At 69.1% G+C, this 16,064-nt stretch carries 17 protein-coding genes; 6 read left to right on the forward strand and 11 right to left on the reverse strand.

The features are described 5' to 3' along the window. The 3 genes from V9K99_RS17730 to V9K99_RS17740 form a co-directional block, all read right to left on the reverse strand. Positions 1–2,470: hypothetical protein (locus V9K99_RS17730; RefSeq protein ID WP_336999810.1), on the reverse strand; the 2,470-nt coding region annotated here is incomplete at its 3' end. A 135-nt stretch (positions 2,471–2,605) separates the two neighbouring features. Then, positions 2,606–3,814 carry a class I SAM-dependent RNA methyltransferase gene (locus tag V9K99_RS17735; RefSeq protein ID WP_336999808.1) on the reverse strand — a complete coding sequence of 403 codons (1,209 nt, stop codon included), beginning with the start codon at positions 3,812–3,814 and terminating at the stop codon, positions 2,606–2,608. Next, positions 3,811–5,841 (reverse strand): APC family permease, encoded by a 2,031-nt coding sequence (locus V9K99_RS17740; protein WP_336999806.1) that lies wholly within the window; start codon positions 5,839–5,841, stop codon positions 3,811–3,813. The genes V9K99_RS17735 and V9K99_RS17740 overlap by 4 nt, the downstream gene beginning before the upstream one ends. A 95-nt stretch (positions 5,842–5,936) precedes the next feature. On the opposite strand from V9K99_RS17740, the gene V9K99_RS17745 reads away from it, so the two are divergent. Together V9K99_RS17745 and V9K99_RS17750 are read left to right on the forward strand one after the other, a co-directional pair. Then, complete coding sequence (locus V9K99_RS17745; protein ID WP_336999804.1) at positions 5,937–6,599, forward strand: potassium channel family protein; 663 nt, start codon at positions 5,937–5,939, stop codon at positions 6,597–6,599. Beyond that, positions 6,599–7,276: a potassium channel family protein gene (locus V9K99_RS17750; protein ID WP_336999802.1), complete on the forward strand. Its 678-nt coding sequence runs from the start codon at positions 6,599–6,601 to the stop codon at positions 7,274–7,276. The genes V9K99_RS17745 and V9K99_RS17750 overlap by 1 nt, the downstream gene beginning before the upstream one ends. Before the next feature lie 59 nt (positions 7,277–7,335). Here V9K99_RS17750 and V9K99_RS17755 read toward each other — a convergent pair whose 3' ends face one another. The 4 genes from V9K99_RS17755 to dut all read right to left on the reverse strand — a co-directional run bounded on the left by V9K99_RS17755 (position 7,336) and on the right by dut (position 9,711). Continuing rightward, a complete protein-coding gene (locus tag V9K99_RS17755) occupies positions 7,336–8,121 on the reverse strand; it encodes a DUF3159 domain-containing protein (protein ID WP_336999800.1) in 786 nt (261 codons plus the stop codon). After that, positions 8,114–8,503 carry an OB-fold nucleic acid binding domain-containing protein gene (locus V9K99_RS17760; RefSeq protein ID WP_336999798.1) on the reverse strand — a complete coding sequence of 130 codons (390 nt, stop codon included), beginning with the start codon at positions 8,501–8,503 and terminating at the stop codon, positions 8,114–8,116. Before V9K99_RS17760 ends, V9K99_RS17755 begins: the two co-directional genes overlap by 8 nt. A gap of 17 nt (positions 8,504–8,520) precedes the next feature. Next, the gene (locus tag V9K99_RS17765; protein ID WP_336999796.1) at positions 8,521–9,177 is read right to left on the reverse strand and encodes a DUF3710 domain-containing protein; all 657 of its coding nucleotides are present in this window, start codon (positions 9,175–9,177) and stop codon (positions 8,521–8,523) included. 81 nt (positions 9,178–9,258) lie between these two features. Further along, on the reverse strand, positions 9,259–9,711 hold the full coding sequence (gene dut, locus V9K99_RS17770) for a dUTP diphosphatase (protein WP_336999795.1): 453 nt from the start codon (positions 9,709–9,711) through the stop codon (positions 9,259–9,261). 77 nt (positions 9,712–9,788) lie between these two features. Between dut and V9K99_RS17775 the strand changes: the two genes are divergently transcribed. Further along, a complete protein-coding gene (locus V9K99_RS17775; protein ID WP_337000292.1) occupies positions 9,789–10,217 on the forward strand; it encodes a DUF3093 domain-containing protein in 429 nt (142 codons plus the stop codon). Between the two features lie 29 nt (positions 10,218–10,246). Next, entirely contained in the window at positions 10,247–10,564 is a 318-nt protein-coding gene (locus tag V9K99_RS17780) for a DUF4235 domain-containing protein (protein ID WP_336999794.1), read from the forward strand. Between the two features lie 105 nt (positions 10,565–10,669). On the opposite strand, the gene V9K99_RS17785 is transcribed toward V9K99_RS17780, so the two are convergent. The 3 genes from V9K99_RS17785 to V9K99_RS17795 all read right to left on the reverse strand — a co-directional run bounded on the left by V9K99_RS17785 (position 10,670) and on the right by V9K99_RS17795 (position 13,205). Next, a complete protein-coding gene (locus V9K99_RS17785) occupies positions 10,670–10,969 on the reverse strand; it encodes a DUF4193 domain-containing protein (RefSeq protein ID WP_130379292.1) in 300 nt (99 codons plus the stop codon). 285 nt (positions 10,970–11,254) lie between these two features. Continuing rightward, complete coding sequence (locus V9K99_RS17790) at positions 11,255–12,055, reverse strand: inositol monophosphatase family protein (RefSeq protein ID WP_336999778.1); 801 nt, start codon at positions 12,053–12,055, stop codon at positions 11,255–11,257. A 76-nt stretch (positions 12,056–12,131) separates the two neighbouring features. After that, a complete protein-coding gene (locus V9K99_RS17795) occupies positions 12,132–13,205 on the reverse strand; it encodes a ferrochelatase (RefSeq protein WP_336999776.1) in 1,074 nt (357 codons plus the stop codon). Between the two features lie 148 nt (positions 13,206–13,353). Here V9K99_RS17795 and V9K99_RS17800 point away from each other — a divergent pair, with 148 nt between their 5' ends. Together V9K99_RS17800 and V9K99_RS17805 are read left to right on the forward strand one after the other, a co-directional pair. Then, positions 13,354–14,553: an MFS transporter gene (locus tag V9K99_RS17800; RefSeq protein ID WP_336999774.1), complete on the forward strand. Its 1,200-nt coding sequence runs from the start codon at positions 13,354–13,356 to the stop codon at positions 14,551–14,553. Between the two features lie 159 nt (positions 14,554–14,712). Beyond that, positions 14,713–15,444 carry a MerR family transcriptional regulator gene (locus V9K99_RS17805; RefSeq protein WP_336999772.1) on the forward strand — a complete coding sequence of 244 codons (732 nt, stop codon included), beginning with the start codon at positions 14,713–14,715 and terminating at the stop codon, positions 15,442–15,444. Here V9K99_RS17805 and V9K99_RS17810 read toward each other — a convergent pair. After that, a complete protein-coding gene (locus V9K99_RS17810; protein WP_336999770.1) occupies positions 15,427–16,035 on the reverse strand; it encodes a trimeric intracellular cation channel family protein in 609 nt (202 codons plus the stop codon). The two genes, V9K99_RS17805 and V9K99_RS17810, sit on opposite strands and share 18 nt — an antisense overlap. Positions 16,036–16,064: the final 29 nt, after the last annotated feature.

Below are 16,064 nucleotides of genomic sequence, written 5' to 3' on the forward strand. Positions count from 1 at the left end.
CCGTGGTGCGGTCGACGTACCTCGGAGCGTCTGCGGGCGTTGCTGCCGCGTTGCGGGCGTCCGTCTCAGACTCAGACCGCTCGGCCGTGGTGCGGTCGACGTACCTCGGAGCGTCTGCGGGCGTTGCTGCCGCGTTGCGGGCGTCCGTCTCAGACTCAGACGGCTCAGCTGCCTTGTTGTCGCCGTACGTCGCAGGTTCGGAGGGCTCGGGTGCGGAGTTGGGTCCGCGACGAGGCGTGTCGGCGCGACCACTCGGCTCGGAGCCGCGCGCGACCTGGCCTGGGTGATCGGTTGGCTGCCCGAGGCGAGCAGCGGGCGCGTCGACGGTTCGGTCGGAGTGGGTGGCGGGCACGTCTGCGGGCCGCTCGAGGTGAGCGGTGGACTCTTCGAGCTGTTGCAGGCGCTCCTCGACTCCACCGGCTTGCTGGTCGAAGCGAGCTGTGGGCGCGCCGCGGTTGGTCGCAGGCTCGTCCAGTCGAGCGGCGGGGGCGGAGAGGTGGGGCGCGGGCGCGTCCGGCCGGGCGGCAGGGTGGGCTCGTTCGGCAGCGTTGCCGAGGCGAACGGCGGGGTCGCCGAAGCGAGCGGCGGGTTGGTCGAGGTGGGCAGATGGGGCGGACTCGTGGGCTTCCGCCGGGGCGACCGGGGCGAACGGGGACGGGCCGGTGAAGGAGGCGGGCTCGTCTTCCTCGTTGGGGTCGTCGGTGTAGTCGGGCTCGATTACGGCGGCGATCTCGGCGGTTGGGGCGTCGTCGTCGAGTGCGGCTTCCGGTTCGGAGGGTACGGCGACGGGCGGATCGCCCTGGACCGACTGGTCGTCAGCGTGCAGTGGCTGGAAGTCGGGGTGGGGCGACAGGAACTCGGGGGCGACCGCCTCGTGCTCACGCTGGGGCGACTGGAAGTCGGACTGGACCGCCTGGGCTTCGCGGTGGGGTGACTGGAGTTGGGGCTGGACCGCTTGGTGCTCGGGGCGGAGCGGGTGGAAGTCGGGGTGGTGCGGCTGGTGCTCAGCCCGCACGCCGTCGTGCTCGGCTCGCGCGGTGTCGTGGTCGGGGCGGCCGGCGTGGCGTTCGGACTGCGCAGCATGGTCGGACGGCGCGGCAGGGTGTTCGGGGTGTTGGGCGGGGGCGTTCGGGGCTTGGGTGGCGGGGTCTTCTACCCATTCGCCGTTGATCCAGGCGCCGCCGACCCATTCGTGGTCCTGGGGTGCGGAGGGCGGTGGGGCGGTGTCGTCGGTGAAGGGGTTGTATTCGCTGGTGGCGTCCTGGTCGGACCAGGAGGGTTGTTCGGCGGTTTCCCAGTCCTGTGCGTCGGCGGGAGCAGGAGCTTCCTGCTGGAACGCCGCGGCCGGGGCATCGGCGAACAGGCTGGCGTAGAAGTCCTCCCCCTCGTGCACCCCACCACCGACGCGAGGCGGCTCCGACGACGGCAGAGCGCCGTACGGAAGGCCGTTGCCGATCTCGCCTTCGGGCAGATAGGTGCCCGGCGCGGGACCACCCGGGAAGACGTCAGCCGGAGGCGCAGGCTCGAACTCCGGCGCGTCGTCCTGCTTCCGCCGCCGCAGCCAGCCCTGCTTCTTCTCGACAACGCCGTAATTGTCATCACGAGCAGGCTCAGCCCGGTACGGCGTCTGCACGTACGGCGCCACAGCAGGTGGCGCCGCAGGTGGCTCCGCATACCCCACCGGATCGTCGATCGGCTGGCCGGTGAACGGGCTGATGCCGGGCGGGACGACGTACGACTCCTCGTCCTCCGGGCCCTCGGATGCTCCAGTCACGACCTCTTCAACGACCGAGACCTCGGCTGTGTCAGGCTCGTCGGCCAACATTTCCGGGACCGCAACGTTGCGGCCGAAATCCTCCGCCGCGACCACACCGGCCGGCAGGTCCGGCTGGACCGGCGACCGCGGGTCGATCCCGAACCGGTCGAAGAACTCCCCCAGGACGTCGACCGTGATCTCGGCCGACCGAATCAACTGCACCCCGAACGGCACCAACTCGTCCAGCCCGCCGAGGTAGTCGGCCCATTCGGCGACCCACTCGATCATCTCGACGGCGGCTTCCTCGTCCGAGGTGATCCACTGCCCGATCGGCGCGAATCCGTCGTCGAGCGGCTGCCACGGATCTCCCTGGTACGACGCTCGCGCCCAGGTGCCGTTGAAGGCGCCGTACACGAAGCCCAGCTCGCCCGCGGAGATCAGCCGCCGCACCTCCGGCTGCCCGATCCAGTCCGGCGAGCCCGCGAGCAGATCCGACCCGGCCGTCCGGCTGTGCTGGGTGTGGAACCCGAACAGCACCGACCGCCCGCCGTCGAGCCGGACCATCCGCAGGAACGACGCCGTCTCGTCCTGGTGGTGGTACCCGTCCTTGTCGGCGTACCAGCGCCGGTCGAACCCGGTGGCATGGGCGACCGCGGCGAGTGCGCACCAGCGGGCGCGCAACTCCTCCGGGTCGTCCAGGTCAACGAGCGGCATCAGGTCTCCAGCGCATTGGAATCCAGGGCCAGAACGCTACCCGAGCCCCCGGACACTGACCACTCACCGCCGTGGGGCCTCCCGGTCTGGACTGAGGAGTGGAGGGAGCGAAGCGACTGGAGCGACGACCGGGAGTCACAGCCCCACGGCCCGCCGCGCCGGAGGCGTGGCATCAATACTGTCCACAGGCTCCAAGATGGCCACGCACTCGATGTGGTGGGTCATGCCGAACAGGTCGAAAGCGCGCAATGATGCGATCCCGTACCCGAGCTGGCCGAACGTCTTCAGGTCTCGCGCCAGCGCCGCCGGATCACACGCCACGTACGCCACTCGCCGCGGAGTCAGCGCCGCAACCCGCCGTACGACGTCCTTGCCCGCACCGGTCCGTGGTGGGTCCAGTACGACCAGGTCCACGTGCTCGAGCCCCTGCCCGGCTGCCGTGTTCAGCACTCGATCCACGTCACCGGTCTCCAGCGTCACGCCCGGCAGGTCGTGCAGGTTCCGCCGCGCATTCCGCACCGCGTCCTTGTCACCCTCGATCGCCAGCACAGGACACCCAGCCTCGGCCAGGAACGCGGCAAACAGTCCGACTCCCGAGTACAGGTCCAGCGCCGTCTCGCCCGCCGCAGGCTCCAGTCCACTCAGTACGGCGTCCACCAGCGTCTCCGGGGCCGCAGGGTGCACCTGCCAGAACCCACCGGCCTCCACCCGGAACCGCCGCCCGCGCACGACCTCCACCACGCGCCCACCGGGTTCCTCGTCGGTCAGTACGGCGGTCTTGCCCTCAGACGACACCACAGTCTGCACCGACGCGACGCCCGGCCACTGCTGACCCAGCACGGCCGGACTGTCCGGGTGCGCGATCAGGCACTTGTCGATCTGAATCAGGTCGTGCGACCGGTGCGCGTACATGCCGGGTCGACCGTCGACCACGGCATACCGCTGACGGGTCCGCCAGCCCAGACCGTCGTCGCCCGGGGACTCCATCACCACCGTGCGCTCGATCCCGCCGATCCGCCGCAGCGTGTCCGACACCACGGTGGCCTTCAGCCGCCGCTGCTCCACGATGTTGGCGTGCTGGAAGTCACAGCCTCCGCACAACCCGGGCCCGGCGTACGGGCACGGCGGCTCGATCCGCTGCGGCGACGGTGTGAGCACCTGTACGGCGTCGGCCCGCAAGTACTTCGCGTTCTGCTCGGTCACGCGAGCGTGGACCAGCTCACCCGGCAACGCGTGCCGGACGAAGACCACCTGCCCCTCGTGCCGGGCCACACAGTGTCCCCCGTGCGCTACTGGTCCTACTTCCAGCTCTACTACTGTCCCGACGATGTTCTCGTCTGTCACCGATCTCCTGACGCCTTGCGGGCTCCACGCCGTACCTGGCCTGCCACCCGTTCCACCCTGTCCTGCCGTTCCTCCGCCGCCTGCGACGAGATCAGCTGGTAAGGAACCGACGTAACCATGACACCAGGTGTGAACAAGAGCCGCCCCTTGAGCCGCAGGGCACTCTGGTTGTGCAGGATGTGCTCCCACCAGTGGCCGACGACGTACTCGGGGATGTAGACCATCACGACGTCGCGCGGCGACTGGCGCCTGATGTCCCGGACGTACTGCAGGATCGGCCGGGTGATCTCCCGGTACGGCGAGGCCAGCCGCTTCAACGGGACCGGGATGCTCCGGCGGTCCCACTCGGCCTGCAGCGCCTCCGACTCCTCCCGGTCGACATCGACCGTGACCGCCTCGAGCATGTACGGCCGGGCCGCCTTGGCGAAGGCCAGCGCCCGCAGGGTCGGCTTGTGCAGCTTGGACACCAGCACGATCGCGTGCACCCGCGACGGCAGCATCAACTGCTCGTCGCCTTCGGCCGCCATCTGCTTGCTCACCGCCGCGTAGTGCCGGTGGATGCCCTTCATCATGAGGAACAGCACCGCCATCGCGATGATCGCGATATAGGCACCGAGCAGGAACTTGGTCAGCAGTACGACGATCAGCACCACACCGGTGAAGGACAGCCCGATGCTGTTGATGATCCGGGACTGCTTCATCTTCCGCCGCCGGGCCGGATCCTGCTCAGTGCGCAGCAGCCGGGTCCAGTGCCGCACCATGCCGGTCTGGCTGACTGTGAACGAGACGAACACACCGACGATGTAGAGCTGGATCAGCCGGGTGACCTCGGCGTCGAAGGCCATGATCAGGACGATCGCGAAGAGGGCCAGGATGACGATGCCGTTGCTGAACGCGAGCCGGTCGCCGCGGGTGTGCAGCTGGCGCGGCAGGAAGCCGTCCCGGGCGAGGATCGACCCGAGCACCGGGAACCCGTTGAAGGCGGTGTTCGCGGCCAGCACCAGGATGATGCCGGTCGCGGCCGCGACCAGGTAGAAGCCGGGCGAGAAGTGGTCGAAGATGCCCTTCGCCAACTGCCCGATAATCGGATCCTGGTGGTAGCCCTCGCCGACCGGGACTCCGTCGCGGAGCAACTGGTGCGCCGGGTCCTCGGCGAAGCGAACCTTCATCACGTTCGCCAGCGTCACCACGCTGAGCACCATCGTGATCGAGAGGCAGCCCAGCAGCAGCAGCGTGGTCGCCGCGTTCTTGCTCTTCGGCTTCTTGAACGCCGGTACGCCGTTGCTGATCGCCTCGACACCTGTCAGCGCGGCGCACCCGGACGAGAACGCACGCAGGACGAGGAAGGCCATCGCCAGCCCGCCGATGCCGTTGGTGAACTGGTCCTCCGGCGCGATGTCGAAGGTGGAGCTCGACGCTTCGGGCAAAGTGCCGAGCAGCATCCGGCCGAACCCCCAGGCCGCCATCCCGAGGATGGCCACCATGAAGATGTACGTCGGGATCGCGAAGGCCGCGCCTGACTCGCGGACACCGCGCAGGTTCATCGTGGTCAGGAACAGCACCGCGATGACCGCGGCCGTCGCCTGATGACCTTCCAGCGCCGGAATCGCCGACGCGGCGTACTGGGCGGCGGAGGAGATCGACACGGCAACGGTGAGGACGTAGTCGACCAGCAGCGCGCTGGCGACCGTGAGGCCCGCGGTCGGGCCGAGGTTCACGGTGGCGACCTCGTAGTCACCACCACCGGACGGGTAGGCGTGCACGTTCTGCCGGTACGACAGCACCACCACGAGCAGGACCACGGCGACGACCAGCGCGACTTTCCAGGAGAAGGTCAGCGCGGCGAGGCCGGCGATCGACAAGGTCAGGAAGATCTCGTCCGGGGCGTAGGCGACCGATGACAGGGCGTCGCTGGCGAACACCGGCAACGCGATCCGCTTCGGCAGCAACGTCTCCCCGAGTTGGGTGCTGCGCAGTTTGCGGCCGAGCAGCAGTCGCTTGCCGATATCGCCTAATGCAGGAGTCACAACGGTGATGTTAGAGGCAGCCCCGGTCCGGTGTAGCGTCTAACCCTGCCGAACCGATGCCAGTGGCCTCAGCAGGGGCAAGGAGTGAGCAGCGAGTGCACGTCGTCATCATGGGCTGTGGCCGCGTCGGGTCGACGCTCGCCCGGACCCTGGAGAAACGGGGACACACGGTCGCGATCATCGACCAGTCCGCCGACTCGTTCCGCCGGCTGAGCCCGAACTTCACCGGCCGGACGATCACCGGTATGGGTTTCGACCGGGAGATCCTGACCGAGGCCGGGATCGAGCAGGCCGAGGCGTTCGCCGCGGTCTCCAACGGCGACAACTCCAACATCCTGGCCGCCCGGGTGGCCCGGGAGACCTTCGGTATCAACAACGTGGTGGCCCGCATCTACGACCCGGGCCGCGCCGAGGTGTATCAGCGGCTCGGCATCCCGACCGTCGGCACCGTGCGCTGGACCGTCGACCAGATGATGCGCCGGCTGCTGCCGGAGGGCTCCGAGCCGGAGTGGCGCGACCCGTCCGGCACGGTCCGGCTGGCCGAGGTGCATGTGCACTCCGAGTGGGTCGGCCGGGCCGCGTTCGACATCGAGAAGGCCACCGGTGCCCGGGTCGCGTTCCTGACCCGGCTCGGCGAGGGCCTGCTGCCCAAGGCCGACACGGTCATCCAGGAGGGTGATCTGGTCCACGTCGTGATGCTCGAACGGGACGCCGCCTCGGTGGAGTCCCAGCTCGGCACCAAGCCTGAGGAGCTGTGATGCGGGTAGCCATCGCCGGCGCCGGCAATGTCGGCCGTTCGATCGCCGCCGAGCTGCTGGAGAACGGCCACGAGGTGCTGCTGATCGACCGTGATCCACGGGCGATCAAGGCGGAGTCGGTGCCGCGGGCCGAGTGGCTGCTGGCCGACGCCTGCGAGCTGTCCTCGCTGGAGGAGGCCGCGCTGCAGCGGTGTCAGGTGGCGATCGCCAGCACCGGGGACGACAAGGTCAACCTGGTCGTCTCGCTACTGGCCAAGACCGAGTTCGGCGTCCCCCGGACCGTTGCCCGGGTCAACCATCCCCGGAACGAGTGGATGTTCAACGAGGCCTGGGGTGTGGATGTCTCGGTGTCCACGCCGCGGATCATGTCCGCGCTGGTCGAGGAGGCCGTCTCGGTCGGCGACCTGGTCCGGCTGTTCACCTTCCGCCAGGGCGACGCGAACCTGGTCGAGCTGACCCTGCCCGAGGACTCCCCGATGATCGGTCAGCGGGTCGGCGACATCGACTGGCCGCTCGACACCGCGCTGGTCGTCATCCTGCGCGAGGGCCGCGTACTGCGACCGGACCCCGAGGGCACCCTGGAGCTGAACGACGAGCTCCTCTTCGTCGCCGCCGACGAAACCGAGGAACAACTCGAGGACATCCTCTCCCCCCACCACCGCAGGTCGGAGAGCTGACCACCCCGTTACGTCCGAAGAACCGAGGCCTATAGACCTCGGTTCTTCGGACGTAACAGCTACTTCTTGTTGCCGCGGAGTAGGTGGGTGACGTGGTCGCGGGCCTCGTCCCACTTGTCCGGCGGCAGCGATCCACGCAGTACGGCGTACGCGAGCCACAACGCCAGCGCGTAGAGCGGAAGGCCCATCCCGACCTTCGCGATGCCGAGAGCGTTCAGCGCGTCGATGAGGTACAGCGGCACCTGGACGATCAGGCGGAGGGCGAACAATCCCGCGAACACCAGCGTCGCCCGGGTGAAGCCCCTGAGCATCGCCGGGTCCCGGCGCCAGGCCGTGCCGGTCTGGGTGATCACGCCGTACAGGACGCCGAACAGGGGCCAGCGGATCAGCACTGTGATCGCGTACAGAGCGAAGTACCCGAGGTTGGTGAAGAAGCCGGGCAGGTAGACGTCCTTGGCGTTGCCGGTGCGGTTCGCGACCCAGGCGGAGATGAGGACGCCGACGAAGCCGCCGGCCACGTTGCGCAGCGGCTGCTTGCGGACCAGTCGCAGTACGGCGACTGCAGCGCCGCACGCGACGGCGACGATCAGCGCCAGACGCAGATCGTGGTCGCTGGCGGCGTAGACGATCAGGAACGCGATCCAGGGCAGACCGATGTCGAGCAGCGCACCCCAGCCGCCGAGCGCGTGGAAGAAGTCCTTGTCCGTCGTCTGCGGTTTCGCGGGCTGCTCGTCGTCAGCAGGAGGGGTCGTCGCAGCCGCTTCGACCTCCGGCTGCAGGATGTCGACCAGCTTCTCCTCCAGGTCCTGTTCGACCTGGTCGCGGCGCGATGTCGGCTCAGCCATGCGCTGCCTGCGGGCGGAGCTGGTAGCGCGGGTTGAACATCACCCGGTCGCCGTCGACCACACCGATCCGCCCGGAGGCGATCAATTCGGAGCCGGGGTGGATCCCGGCGATCTTGCGCCGGCCGAGCCAGATCAGCTTGACCGTGCCGGTGCCGTCGTACAACTCACCCTCCAAGGCTGGTACGCCGCCGCGCGGGCTGAACGTGATGGTGCGCAGTGTGCCGAACAGCGTGACCATCTCCCGGTCGTGGCAACCAGTGATCGACCGCGCGCCACAGTCCTGCGCGAAGTCCTGAAGAACCTCGGCGTCCTGCTGCTCCCGGTCACCGGCCAGCCCCCGGAAGGCACGCTTCCACAGCCCTGCGGGTTTGTCGCTACCCATGCGTCGAGTGTAGTCCGTCACGCCTCGGATGCACCGTCGGCCGGCTGAGCGCCCGGCGGCAGCCGCAACGGCAGCGATTCCCGCACCGCCATCGGCTCGCTCCCGCGGACCACGATGGTGCTGCGGAGCGTCGCCTCCATCGGCGGTGCCGCGTCCGGCTCGACCGCGGCCCGGCCGAGCACGGTGGCCCGGAGCAGCCAGCGCGGGCCGTCGACACCGATCACCCGCGAGGTCTGGCTGAAGATCTGGCCGTCCGGGTCCTCGACCGGTACGACGAGGATGAGCTCGGTGCCGAACGGCCCGTCGGTCTCGGTCGCCGTACCGCCCATCCGGCTCGCCTCGGCGGCGATCTCGCGCCGTACCTCGGACCAGATGCCGGTCTTCTTCGGCGCGGCGAACGCGCGCAGCTCGAGGGCGGAGTCCTCCAGGACCAGCAGGATCGCCTGCACCTGGCCGGACTGCTCGTCCACCTGCAGCCGCAGCTCCATCCCCGGCTGACCGGTGATCACGAGTGCGCCCAGATCGATCCGGTCCTCCGCCTCCAGGACGTCGGCGTCCACCTCGGTGGAGTCGAACGGGCCCTCGGCCCGCGGTTCCGGCGTACCGGCCTCTTCGTCGAGCCCCTGCTCGGTCGTCTCGAGGTCGTCGTTCTTGGCCTTGCGGCGGAAGATCACTGCTCTGTCCTACTTCCCTGATTCTTTTGACGTACAGCCGCCGTAGTCTCGCGCATCCGCCAGGTCAACGGACGCACCTGATCAGCGTGTCACATCACCGAAACCGCCGGTCGAGCCGTGTCCCCCGTCGCCGCGGGCCGACCCCGGCAACGTGGTCACCTCGACGAACCGGGCCTTCTCCACCTGCTGGATCACCAGCTGCGCGATCCGGTCGCCGCGCCGCAACGTGACCTCGGCGTGCGGGTCCAGATTGATCAGGCAGACCTTGATCTCGCCGCGGTAGCCCGCATCCACTGTGCCCGGCGCGTTGACGAGCGTCACCCCGTGTTTGGCGGCCAGTCCGGAGCGGGGGTGCACGAAGGCGGCGTAGCCGTCCTGCAGCGCGATCGCGATCCCGGTGCCGACCAGGCCGCGTTCGCCGGGCTTGAGGATGATGTCACTCGTCGCCACCAGGTCCGCGCCGGCGTCGCCGGGATGCGCGTACGACGGGACAGGCAGGTCAGGGTCGAGTCGCTGGATCAGAACCTCGGTCACGAGAGGACCCTACCGACGAGCCTGGACCGGCCGCGTGCCAGGCTGGTCCTGTGGGTGCCTATCGCGAACGCTTGAGCGTGCCTGTGTCCTGGTGGATCATCGCCGCCGCCCTGGTCGTCACGCTGTTCGTGATCACCTACGTACCGGTCGGCCTGTTCGCCGGGGTCTTGGTCGGCGGCACCGCGCTGCTCCTGCTGACCCTCTTCTTCCTCCAGTACGGCGCCGCGCAGGTCGAGGTGGACAGCGAGCGGCTCCGGGCCGGGCGGGCCGCGATCGAGCGGGTCCATCTCGGCAAGGTCGAGGCACTGACCGGGGACGACGCGCGGCACGCGTTCGGGCGGGACTGCGATCCGAAGGCGTACCTGCTGCTGCGGAGTTACGTGCGGGGAGCGGTCCGGGTCGAGATCACCGATCCGCGGGACCCAGCGCCGTACTGGGTGGTCGCCACGCGGCACCCGGACCGGTTGGCGGCGGCGCTGACGGGGAACAGCGTGGCAAGATCCTGACTGTCGGGGACTTGCGTTAGGAGGCTGCTGTGGTCGGAGCGAAGATCGGCTGGAAGCTGGTGCTGGCCGTGTTCACGCTGGTGGTGGGTCTGGTCGCGAACAAGGCGGTCAGCACTGCCTGGAAGCTCGGTTCGGGCGGGAAGCCGCCGAAGGGTGGCCAGGGCGGTTATGCCGAGGTGGTGACCTGGGCGGTCGCGAGTGGCGCGGCGGCGGCCGCGGCGAAGTTGTTCGCCGAGCGGCGGGCGGCGGCGTACTGGCTGAAGTCGACCGGCTACGCACCGCCGGGCTACGAACAGGACGCCACGAAGGGCCTCCTGGTCAAGAGCATCTCCAAGGACGAGGACTAGCCGCCTTCCTTCGGTCGGCGCTGTCGGTGTAGAGCACAGCAGCGGGACCGTCCCCAGAGTCTGGGGGCGGTCCCGCTGCTTGTTAGGCGAAGTAGGGCGCTGGTGTCAGGCTGCGCAATCGCGGCAGATCAGCTGCCCGTTCTTCGTTTCCGCGAGCTGACTGCGGTGGTGAACCAGGAAGCAGCTCGAACAGGTGAACTCGTCGGCCTGCCGCGGGAGGACCCGAACCGCGAGCTCTTCGTGGCTCAGGTCGGCACCGGGCAGCTCGAAGCTCTCGGCAGCCTCGGCCTCGTCTTCGTCGACCTTGCCGGAGTTCTTGTCGTGACGGCGAGTCTTCAGTTCCTCGATCGACTCTTCGGAAGCGTCTTCGTCCGTCTTGCGCGGGGCGTCGTAATCAGTCGCCATGGTGTTTCCCTGCCCTCTTCGTACCCGTGGTGTTGCCTGCTGAGCCCTTGAACGGGTAGAGCGGCCGAGAAATTCCGCACTGGAATCTTTCGTCCCCCGAAACCCTTGACAGCCAGGCCGGGACCGGCAACAACCGTTCCCGAGGACGGGATTGTGCCCTATGAAGGGCCCTACGCGCGCGTCAGGGTCCACCTTCCGGCCAGCGTGTCGCAACAAATGTCAGGACCGAACACCAGAATGCTCATGAGTGCGCGATCTTGCGCACTAACGAGCATCCGCAGACGTTTACGCGCGCAACGGGTCCGCGGCGGCCAGCAGGTCGTGGAACGGCCCGAACAGTGCCGGGCTGGCCGCGATCGACATTTCCGGCGACACCGCGGCCCCGTTCAGCCCGCCGACGGTCGCGCCGGCCTCGGCCGCGATCAGCACACCCGCTCCGTAGTCCCACGGATTCAGTCCGCGTTCGTAGACCGCGTCCAGCCGGCCACAGGCGACATAGCAGAGGTCGATCGCACCGACCCCGATCCGCCGGATGTCGCGGACCTCGGTGATCAGCTGCTGGATCACCGTGGCCTGGATCTCCCGCCGCGCCGGGTCGTACCCGAACCCGGTCCCGACCAGGGCGGTGCGCAGGTCGGTGCACCCCGACACCTGGATCGGCGTACCGTCCAGGAACGCTCCGCCGCCCTTGGTCGCGGTGAACACCTCCCCCTTGGGTGCGTCCACGACCACGCCGGCAACGGTCTCCCCGTCGTACTCGACCGCGATCGAGACGGCGTACGTCGGGATGTCGTACAGATAGTTCACCGTGCCGTCGATCGGGTCGACCACCCAGCGGACGCCGCTGGTGCCGACCACGTCGTCACCCTCCTCGCCGAGGAATGAGTCGTCCGGCCGGGCCTGCAGGATCCGGGCCCGGATCAGCTCCTCGGACTCGCGGTCGACCGCGGTGACCACGTCGGTGACGGTGCTCTTGGTGTCGGCGACCGTGATCGTGCCGCGGCGGCGTTCGACGATCAGCCTCGCCGCCTCCTCCGCCACCTCCACGGCCAGCTTCAACAGGTCCTGGGGGTCTTCGGTACTCATCCACGTCCTCGCTTCGCTCCGGGCGCGGATGAGGCTCGGAGCGGGCTGTGTCTATTGATGAACTCGCTTCGCTCGTTCATGCAGAATCCTTCGCTGGTTGTGTTGGTCTACGCAGGGGTGGGCAGCAGTCGTGGCGGCAGTCGTCCCAGGCCGGGCCGAGCTTGCCGACGCACGGGCGGGCCGGCTGCTCGCCGCGCTCGGCCGCGGCCCGCTCGACGACCAGGTCGCGCAGCATGGTGACGAACTGCGTGTCGGTGCCGGGGGTCGCGGCCCGGGCCATCGGCAGCCGGAGCTTCTCGGCCGTCTGGGCGGCCTCGGTGTCGAGGTCGTAGATGACCTCCATGTGGTCGCTGACGAACCCGATGGGTACGACGGCCACACCCGGTACGCCGTCCGCCGCGAGAGCCTCCAGGTGGTCGTTCACGTCCGGCTCGAGCCAGGGCACCTGCGGCGGGCCGGAGCGCGAGCAGTAGACGAGATCGGTCCGGCGAGTCTGACCGGTCCGGCGCTCGAGTTCGGCGTTGATCTCGGCGGCCACGTCCAGGTGCCAGTCGACGTACCCGTTGCCGTCCGGACCGCTGGTCGCGTTCATCGCGGTCGGGATCGAATGCGTCACGTAGGCGATCGCCGACCCCTCGGGCAGCTCGCTCAGCGCCTTCGCGGTCGACTCGACGAACGAGCCGACGAAGCCGGGATGGTTCGCGTAGTGCCGGAGCTTGTCGATCCGGGGCGCATCCGGGACCTGCTTCGCGGCGTCCTCGAGGTTCTCCCGGTACTGCCGGCAGCCCGAGTACGACGGGTACGCCGAGGTCACGATCACCACCGCCCGCCGGATGCCGTCGTCGGCCATCTGCCGCATGGTGTCGGTCAGGTACGGCGCCCAGTTGCGGTTACCCCAGTAGATCGGCAAGTCCAGCCCGATCTCGTCGAACGACTCCCGCAAGGCCCCGAGCAACGCGCGGTTCTGGTCGTTGATCGGGCTCTTCCCACCGAACGAGTAGTAGTGCTCCCCGACCTCCTTCAGCCGCTCGTCCGGGATCCCGCGGCCGCGCGTCACGTTCTGCAGGAACGGCAGCACGTCGTCCGGCTTCTCGGGCCCCCCGAAGGACAGCAACAGCACCGCGTCGTACGGCGAAGGATCAACAGGCATGCTCCAAGTTTCTCAGTTGTGGCGAGAGCCCGGACCGCCAGGCCATCACAATCGCCCCTGCGCGGCCCGGCTGAGTGCGGGCCGGTGGCTGCGGGTGGAAATGAGATGGCCTGGCGGTCCGGACCAGTTAGGGTGTCCCCGGTCCCTCATGCTCAAGCCCTACGTCCATCTCATGCGCCGTCCCGGTGCCGGTGCGTTCGTCACCGCCGGGATCCTCGGGCGTATGCCGATCTCGATGATCGGGCTCGGCATCGTCATCCTGATCGCGCAGGAGAGCGGCTCCTACGGTCTGGCCGGTGCGGTCTCCGGTGTTGCCGTCATCGCGGGCGCGCTGACCGGCCCGATCCAGGGCCGTCTGGTCGACCGGTTCGGGCAGCGCACACTCCTCATCGTCGGCTCGGTGGTCTGCACGATCGCGCTCGCGGCGTTGCTGATCGCCGTACGTGCCGACTCCGCCACCTGGGTGCTCTACCTGTTGTCGTTCGTTGCCGGTGGCACCCGTCCGCAGGTGGGCTCGTTCGTCCGCGCTCGCTGGACGCACCTGCTCGGCCGAGGCCGCGCATTGCAGACCGCGTTCGCGCTCGAAGCGGTCGGTGACGAGGTCGTCTTCATCGTCGGCCCGGTGCTGGTCACCATGCTCGCCACTCAGGTCAGCCCGTACGCCGCTCTGTCCGCAGCCGGCGTACTCGGACTGGTCGGAGGCATCTGGCTCGCGCTCCTGCGTGCGTCCGACCCACCGGGTCGCGGCAAGTCCGACGGGGCCGAGCAGGCACCACTCCCCTGGGTCTCGATCCTGCTGCTCAGCCTGATCGGTCTCGGCCTCGGTGCGACCCTCGGCGGGGCTGAGGTCATCACGGTTGCGTTCACCACCGAGAAGGGCCAGGCCGGCATGTCCGGCGTCGTACTGGCCATCTGGGCGTTCGGCAGCCTGCTGGCCGGTCTCTGGTACGGCTCGGTGCATTGGCGCGCCCCAGTTGAGCGGCGGCTGTTGGTCGGCACGATCCTGCTCGCGCTGACTCTCGCGCCACTCCCCTGGGTCGGCAGCGTGTTCATGCTGGGCGTGGTCCTGTTCTGCTGCGGCCTGACGATCGCGCCGACCATGGTCGCGGTCACCGCGTGCGTCGAGGAGTGGGTCCCGCCGCAACGCCTGACCGAAGCGATCACCTGGACCGTCACCGGCATCCTGCTCGGTGTCGCCCCCGGAAACGCGGCCTCCGGCCACGCGGTCGACCTTTGGGGCCCGTCCGACGCCTACTGGGTCCCCTTCTCCTTCGGCATCGCCTGCGCCCTGATCGCCGCCGTCTCGATCACCTTCGCCCGCCCCAAAACCCGATTCGCCCACAACTGAGGCGGACCTCCAGCACTCACCAACCTCACGCGACGCGGCGGGCTCGCGCTCAGCCGGCCGCCCCGACCAGGCGTGGGCCGGGCTTGGTGAGTGGCGCAGGTCCGCGGAGCAGACGCATAGCCTTGTATCTCCTCCGAGGGGAGATGTGAGGGTGTGGGCATGGACCACTCGATCGGTGAGCTCGCGCGGCGGGCCGGGGTGTCGGTGAAGACCGTTCGGTACTACTCGGACCAGGGTCTGCTGGCGTCCCGTCGTACCGCTGCCGGTCACCGCCGGTACGACAGTACGGCGTTCGCGCGGCTGGAGCTGATCCGGACGTTGCGGGGTCTGGGCATCGAGCTGGCCGTGGTGCGCACGGTGCTCGATCAGGAGCGGACGCTCGCCGACGTACTCACGGCACACGCCGACGCCGTCGCCGTACAGATCCGGACGCTACAACTGCAGCACGCAGTGCTGTCGGTGGTCGCCCATCGTCACTCGACGCCAGAGGAGCTCGAACACATGCATGAACTGACCGCCCGGTCCGGCGAGGAGCGCCGTGCCTTGATCACGGACTTCCTGACCTCGACGCTCGGCGACGATCCCGAGTTCGCCGCGATGCGGCAGAACCTCACGCCGGTGCTCCCCGACGACGCCGACGGACAGCAGGTCGAGGCCTGGCTGGAGCTCGCCGCACTGGTTCAGGACGACACCTTCCGGGCAGCGGTACGACGGATGGCCGCGGGCTACCGCGAGATCGTGAGGAGCGGGCCCCCGTTGCGGTACGACCAGGCGCTCCACGGTCGGCTGACCAAGCTGCTCCGGACCGAAGGCGACCCACGCTGGCACCGCTATCTGGAGCTGGTCGCGGTCGTCAACGGGTGGGCCGCGCCGTCACGGATGGCGGGGTAGCGGCGCGTTCCAGCCCCGCCGGATGGCCAGCAGGCGGATCGCGAAGCAGGTGACCGCGGCGGCGATCGGGACCCACAGCGCGTGGTACTCGAGGGCCGCCGCGACGACCACGATCCCGGCGCCGAGGAACGCCGGGGTGGCGTAGATCTCGGACCGCAGTACGACGGGGACGCGGCCGCTGAGGATGTCGCGGATGACGCCGCCGCCGATGCCGGAGATGGTGCCGAGGAGGGCGGCCGAGAGCGGCGACAGGCCGTACTCGATCGCCTTCAGCGCGCCGGTCACGCAGAACAGCGCCAGGCCGGCCGCGTCGAAGATGTTCACCAGCCGCTCGAGCCGGCCGATCCCGGGATGCAGGAAGAACGTGAGCAGCCCGGCCGCGACCGGGACCACCAAGTGGCGCCAGTCCTCCAGCGCGGCCGGCGGGGTCGCGCCGATCAGCACGTCCCGGATGAAACCGCCGCCGAGCCCGGTGACGAGGGCCAGCACCAGGATGCCGAACACATCGAGCTGCTTGCGTACGCCGACCAACGCACCGGTGATCCCGAACACGAAGATCCCGACCAGGTCCAGCACGAGCGATCCACTCACAACCGGCACCGTAAACCACGAGCGCCGGC

This window comes from Kribbella sp. CCNWLW201, assembly GCF_037203805.1.
Classification (GTDB): Bacteria; Actinomycetota; Actinomycetes; order Propionibacteriales; family Kribbellaceae; genus Kribbella.

What these genes read in the sequence shown, in the direction of transcription:
- V9K99_RS17755 (WP_336999800.1), bottom strand. Translation starts at nt 8,121, where the DNA reads ATGGCTGAGCCGACATCGCGCCGCGACCAGGTCGAACAGGACCTGGAG.
- V9K99_RS17785 (WP_130379292.1), bottom strand. Translation starts at nt 10,969, where the DNA reads ATGGCGACTGATTACGACGCCCCGCGCAAGACGGACGAAGACGCTTCC.
- V9K99_RS17760 (WP_336999798.1), bottom strand. Translation starts at nt 8,503, where the DNA reads ATGGGTAGCGACAAACCCGCAGGGCTGTGGAAGCGTGCCTTCCGGGGG.
- V9K99_RS17795 (WP_336999776.1), bottom strand. Translation starts at nt 13,205, where the DNA reads ATGCCTGTTGATCCTTCGCCGTACGACGCGGTGCTGTTGCTGTCCTTC.
- V9K99_RS17750 (WP_336999802.1), top strand. Translation starts at nt 6,599, where the DNA reads ATGCGGGTAGCCATCGCCGGCGCCGGCAATGTCGGCCGTTCGATCGCC.
- V9K99_RS17800 (WP_336999774.1), top strand. Translation starts at nt 13,354, where the DNA reads ATGCTCAAGCCCTACGTCCATCTCATGCGCCGTCCCGGTGCCGGTGCG.
- V9K99_RS17805 (WP_336999772.1), top strand. Translation starts at nt 14,713, where the DNA reads ATGGACCACTCGATCGGTGAGCTCGCGCGGCGGGCCGGGGTGTCGGTG.
- V9K99_RS17790 (WP_336999778.1), bottom strand. Translation starts at nt 12,055, where the DNA reads ATGAGTACCGAAGACCCCCAGGACCTGTTGAAGCTGGCCGTGGAGGTG.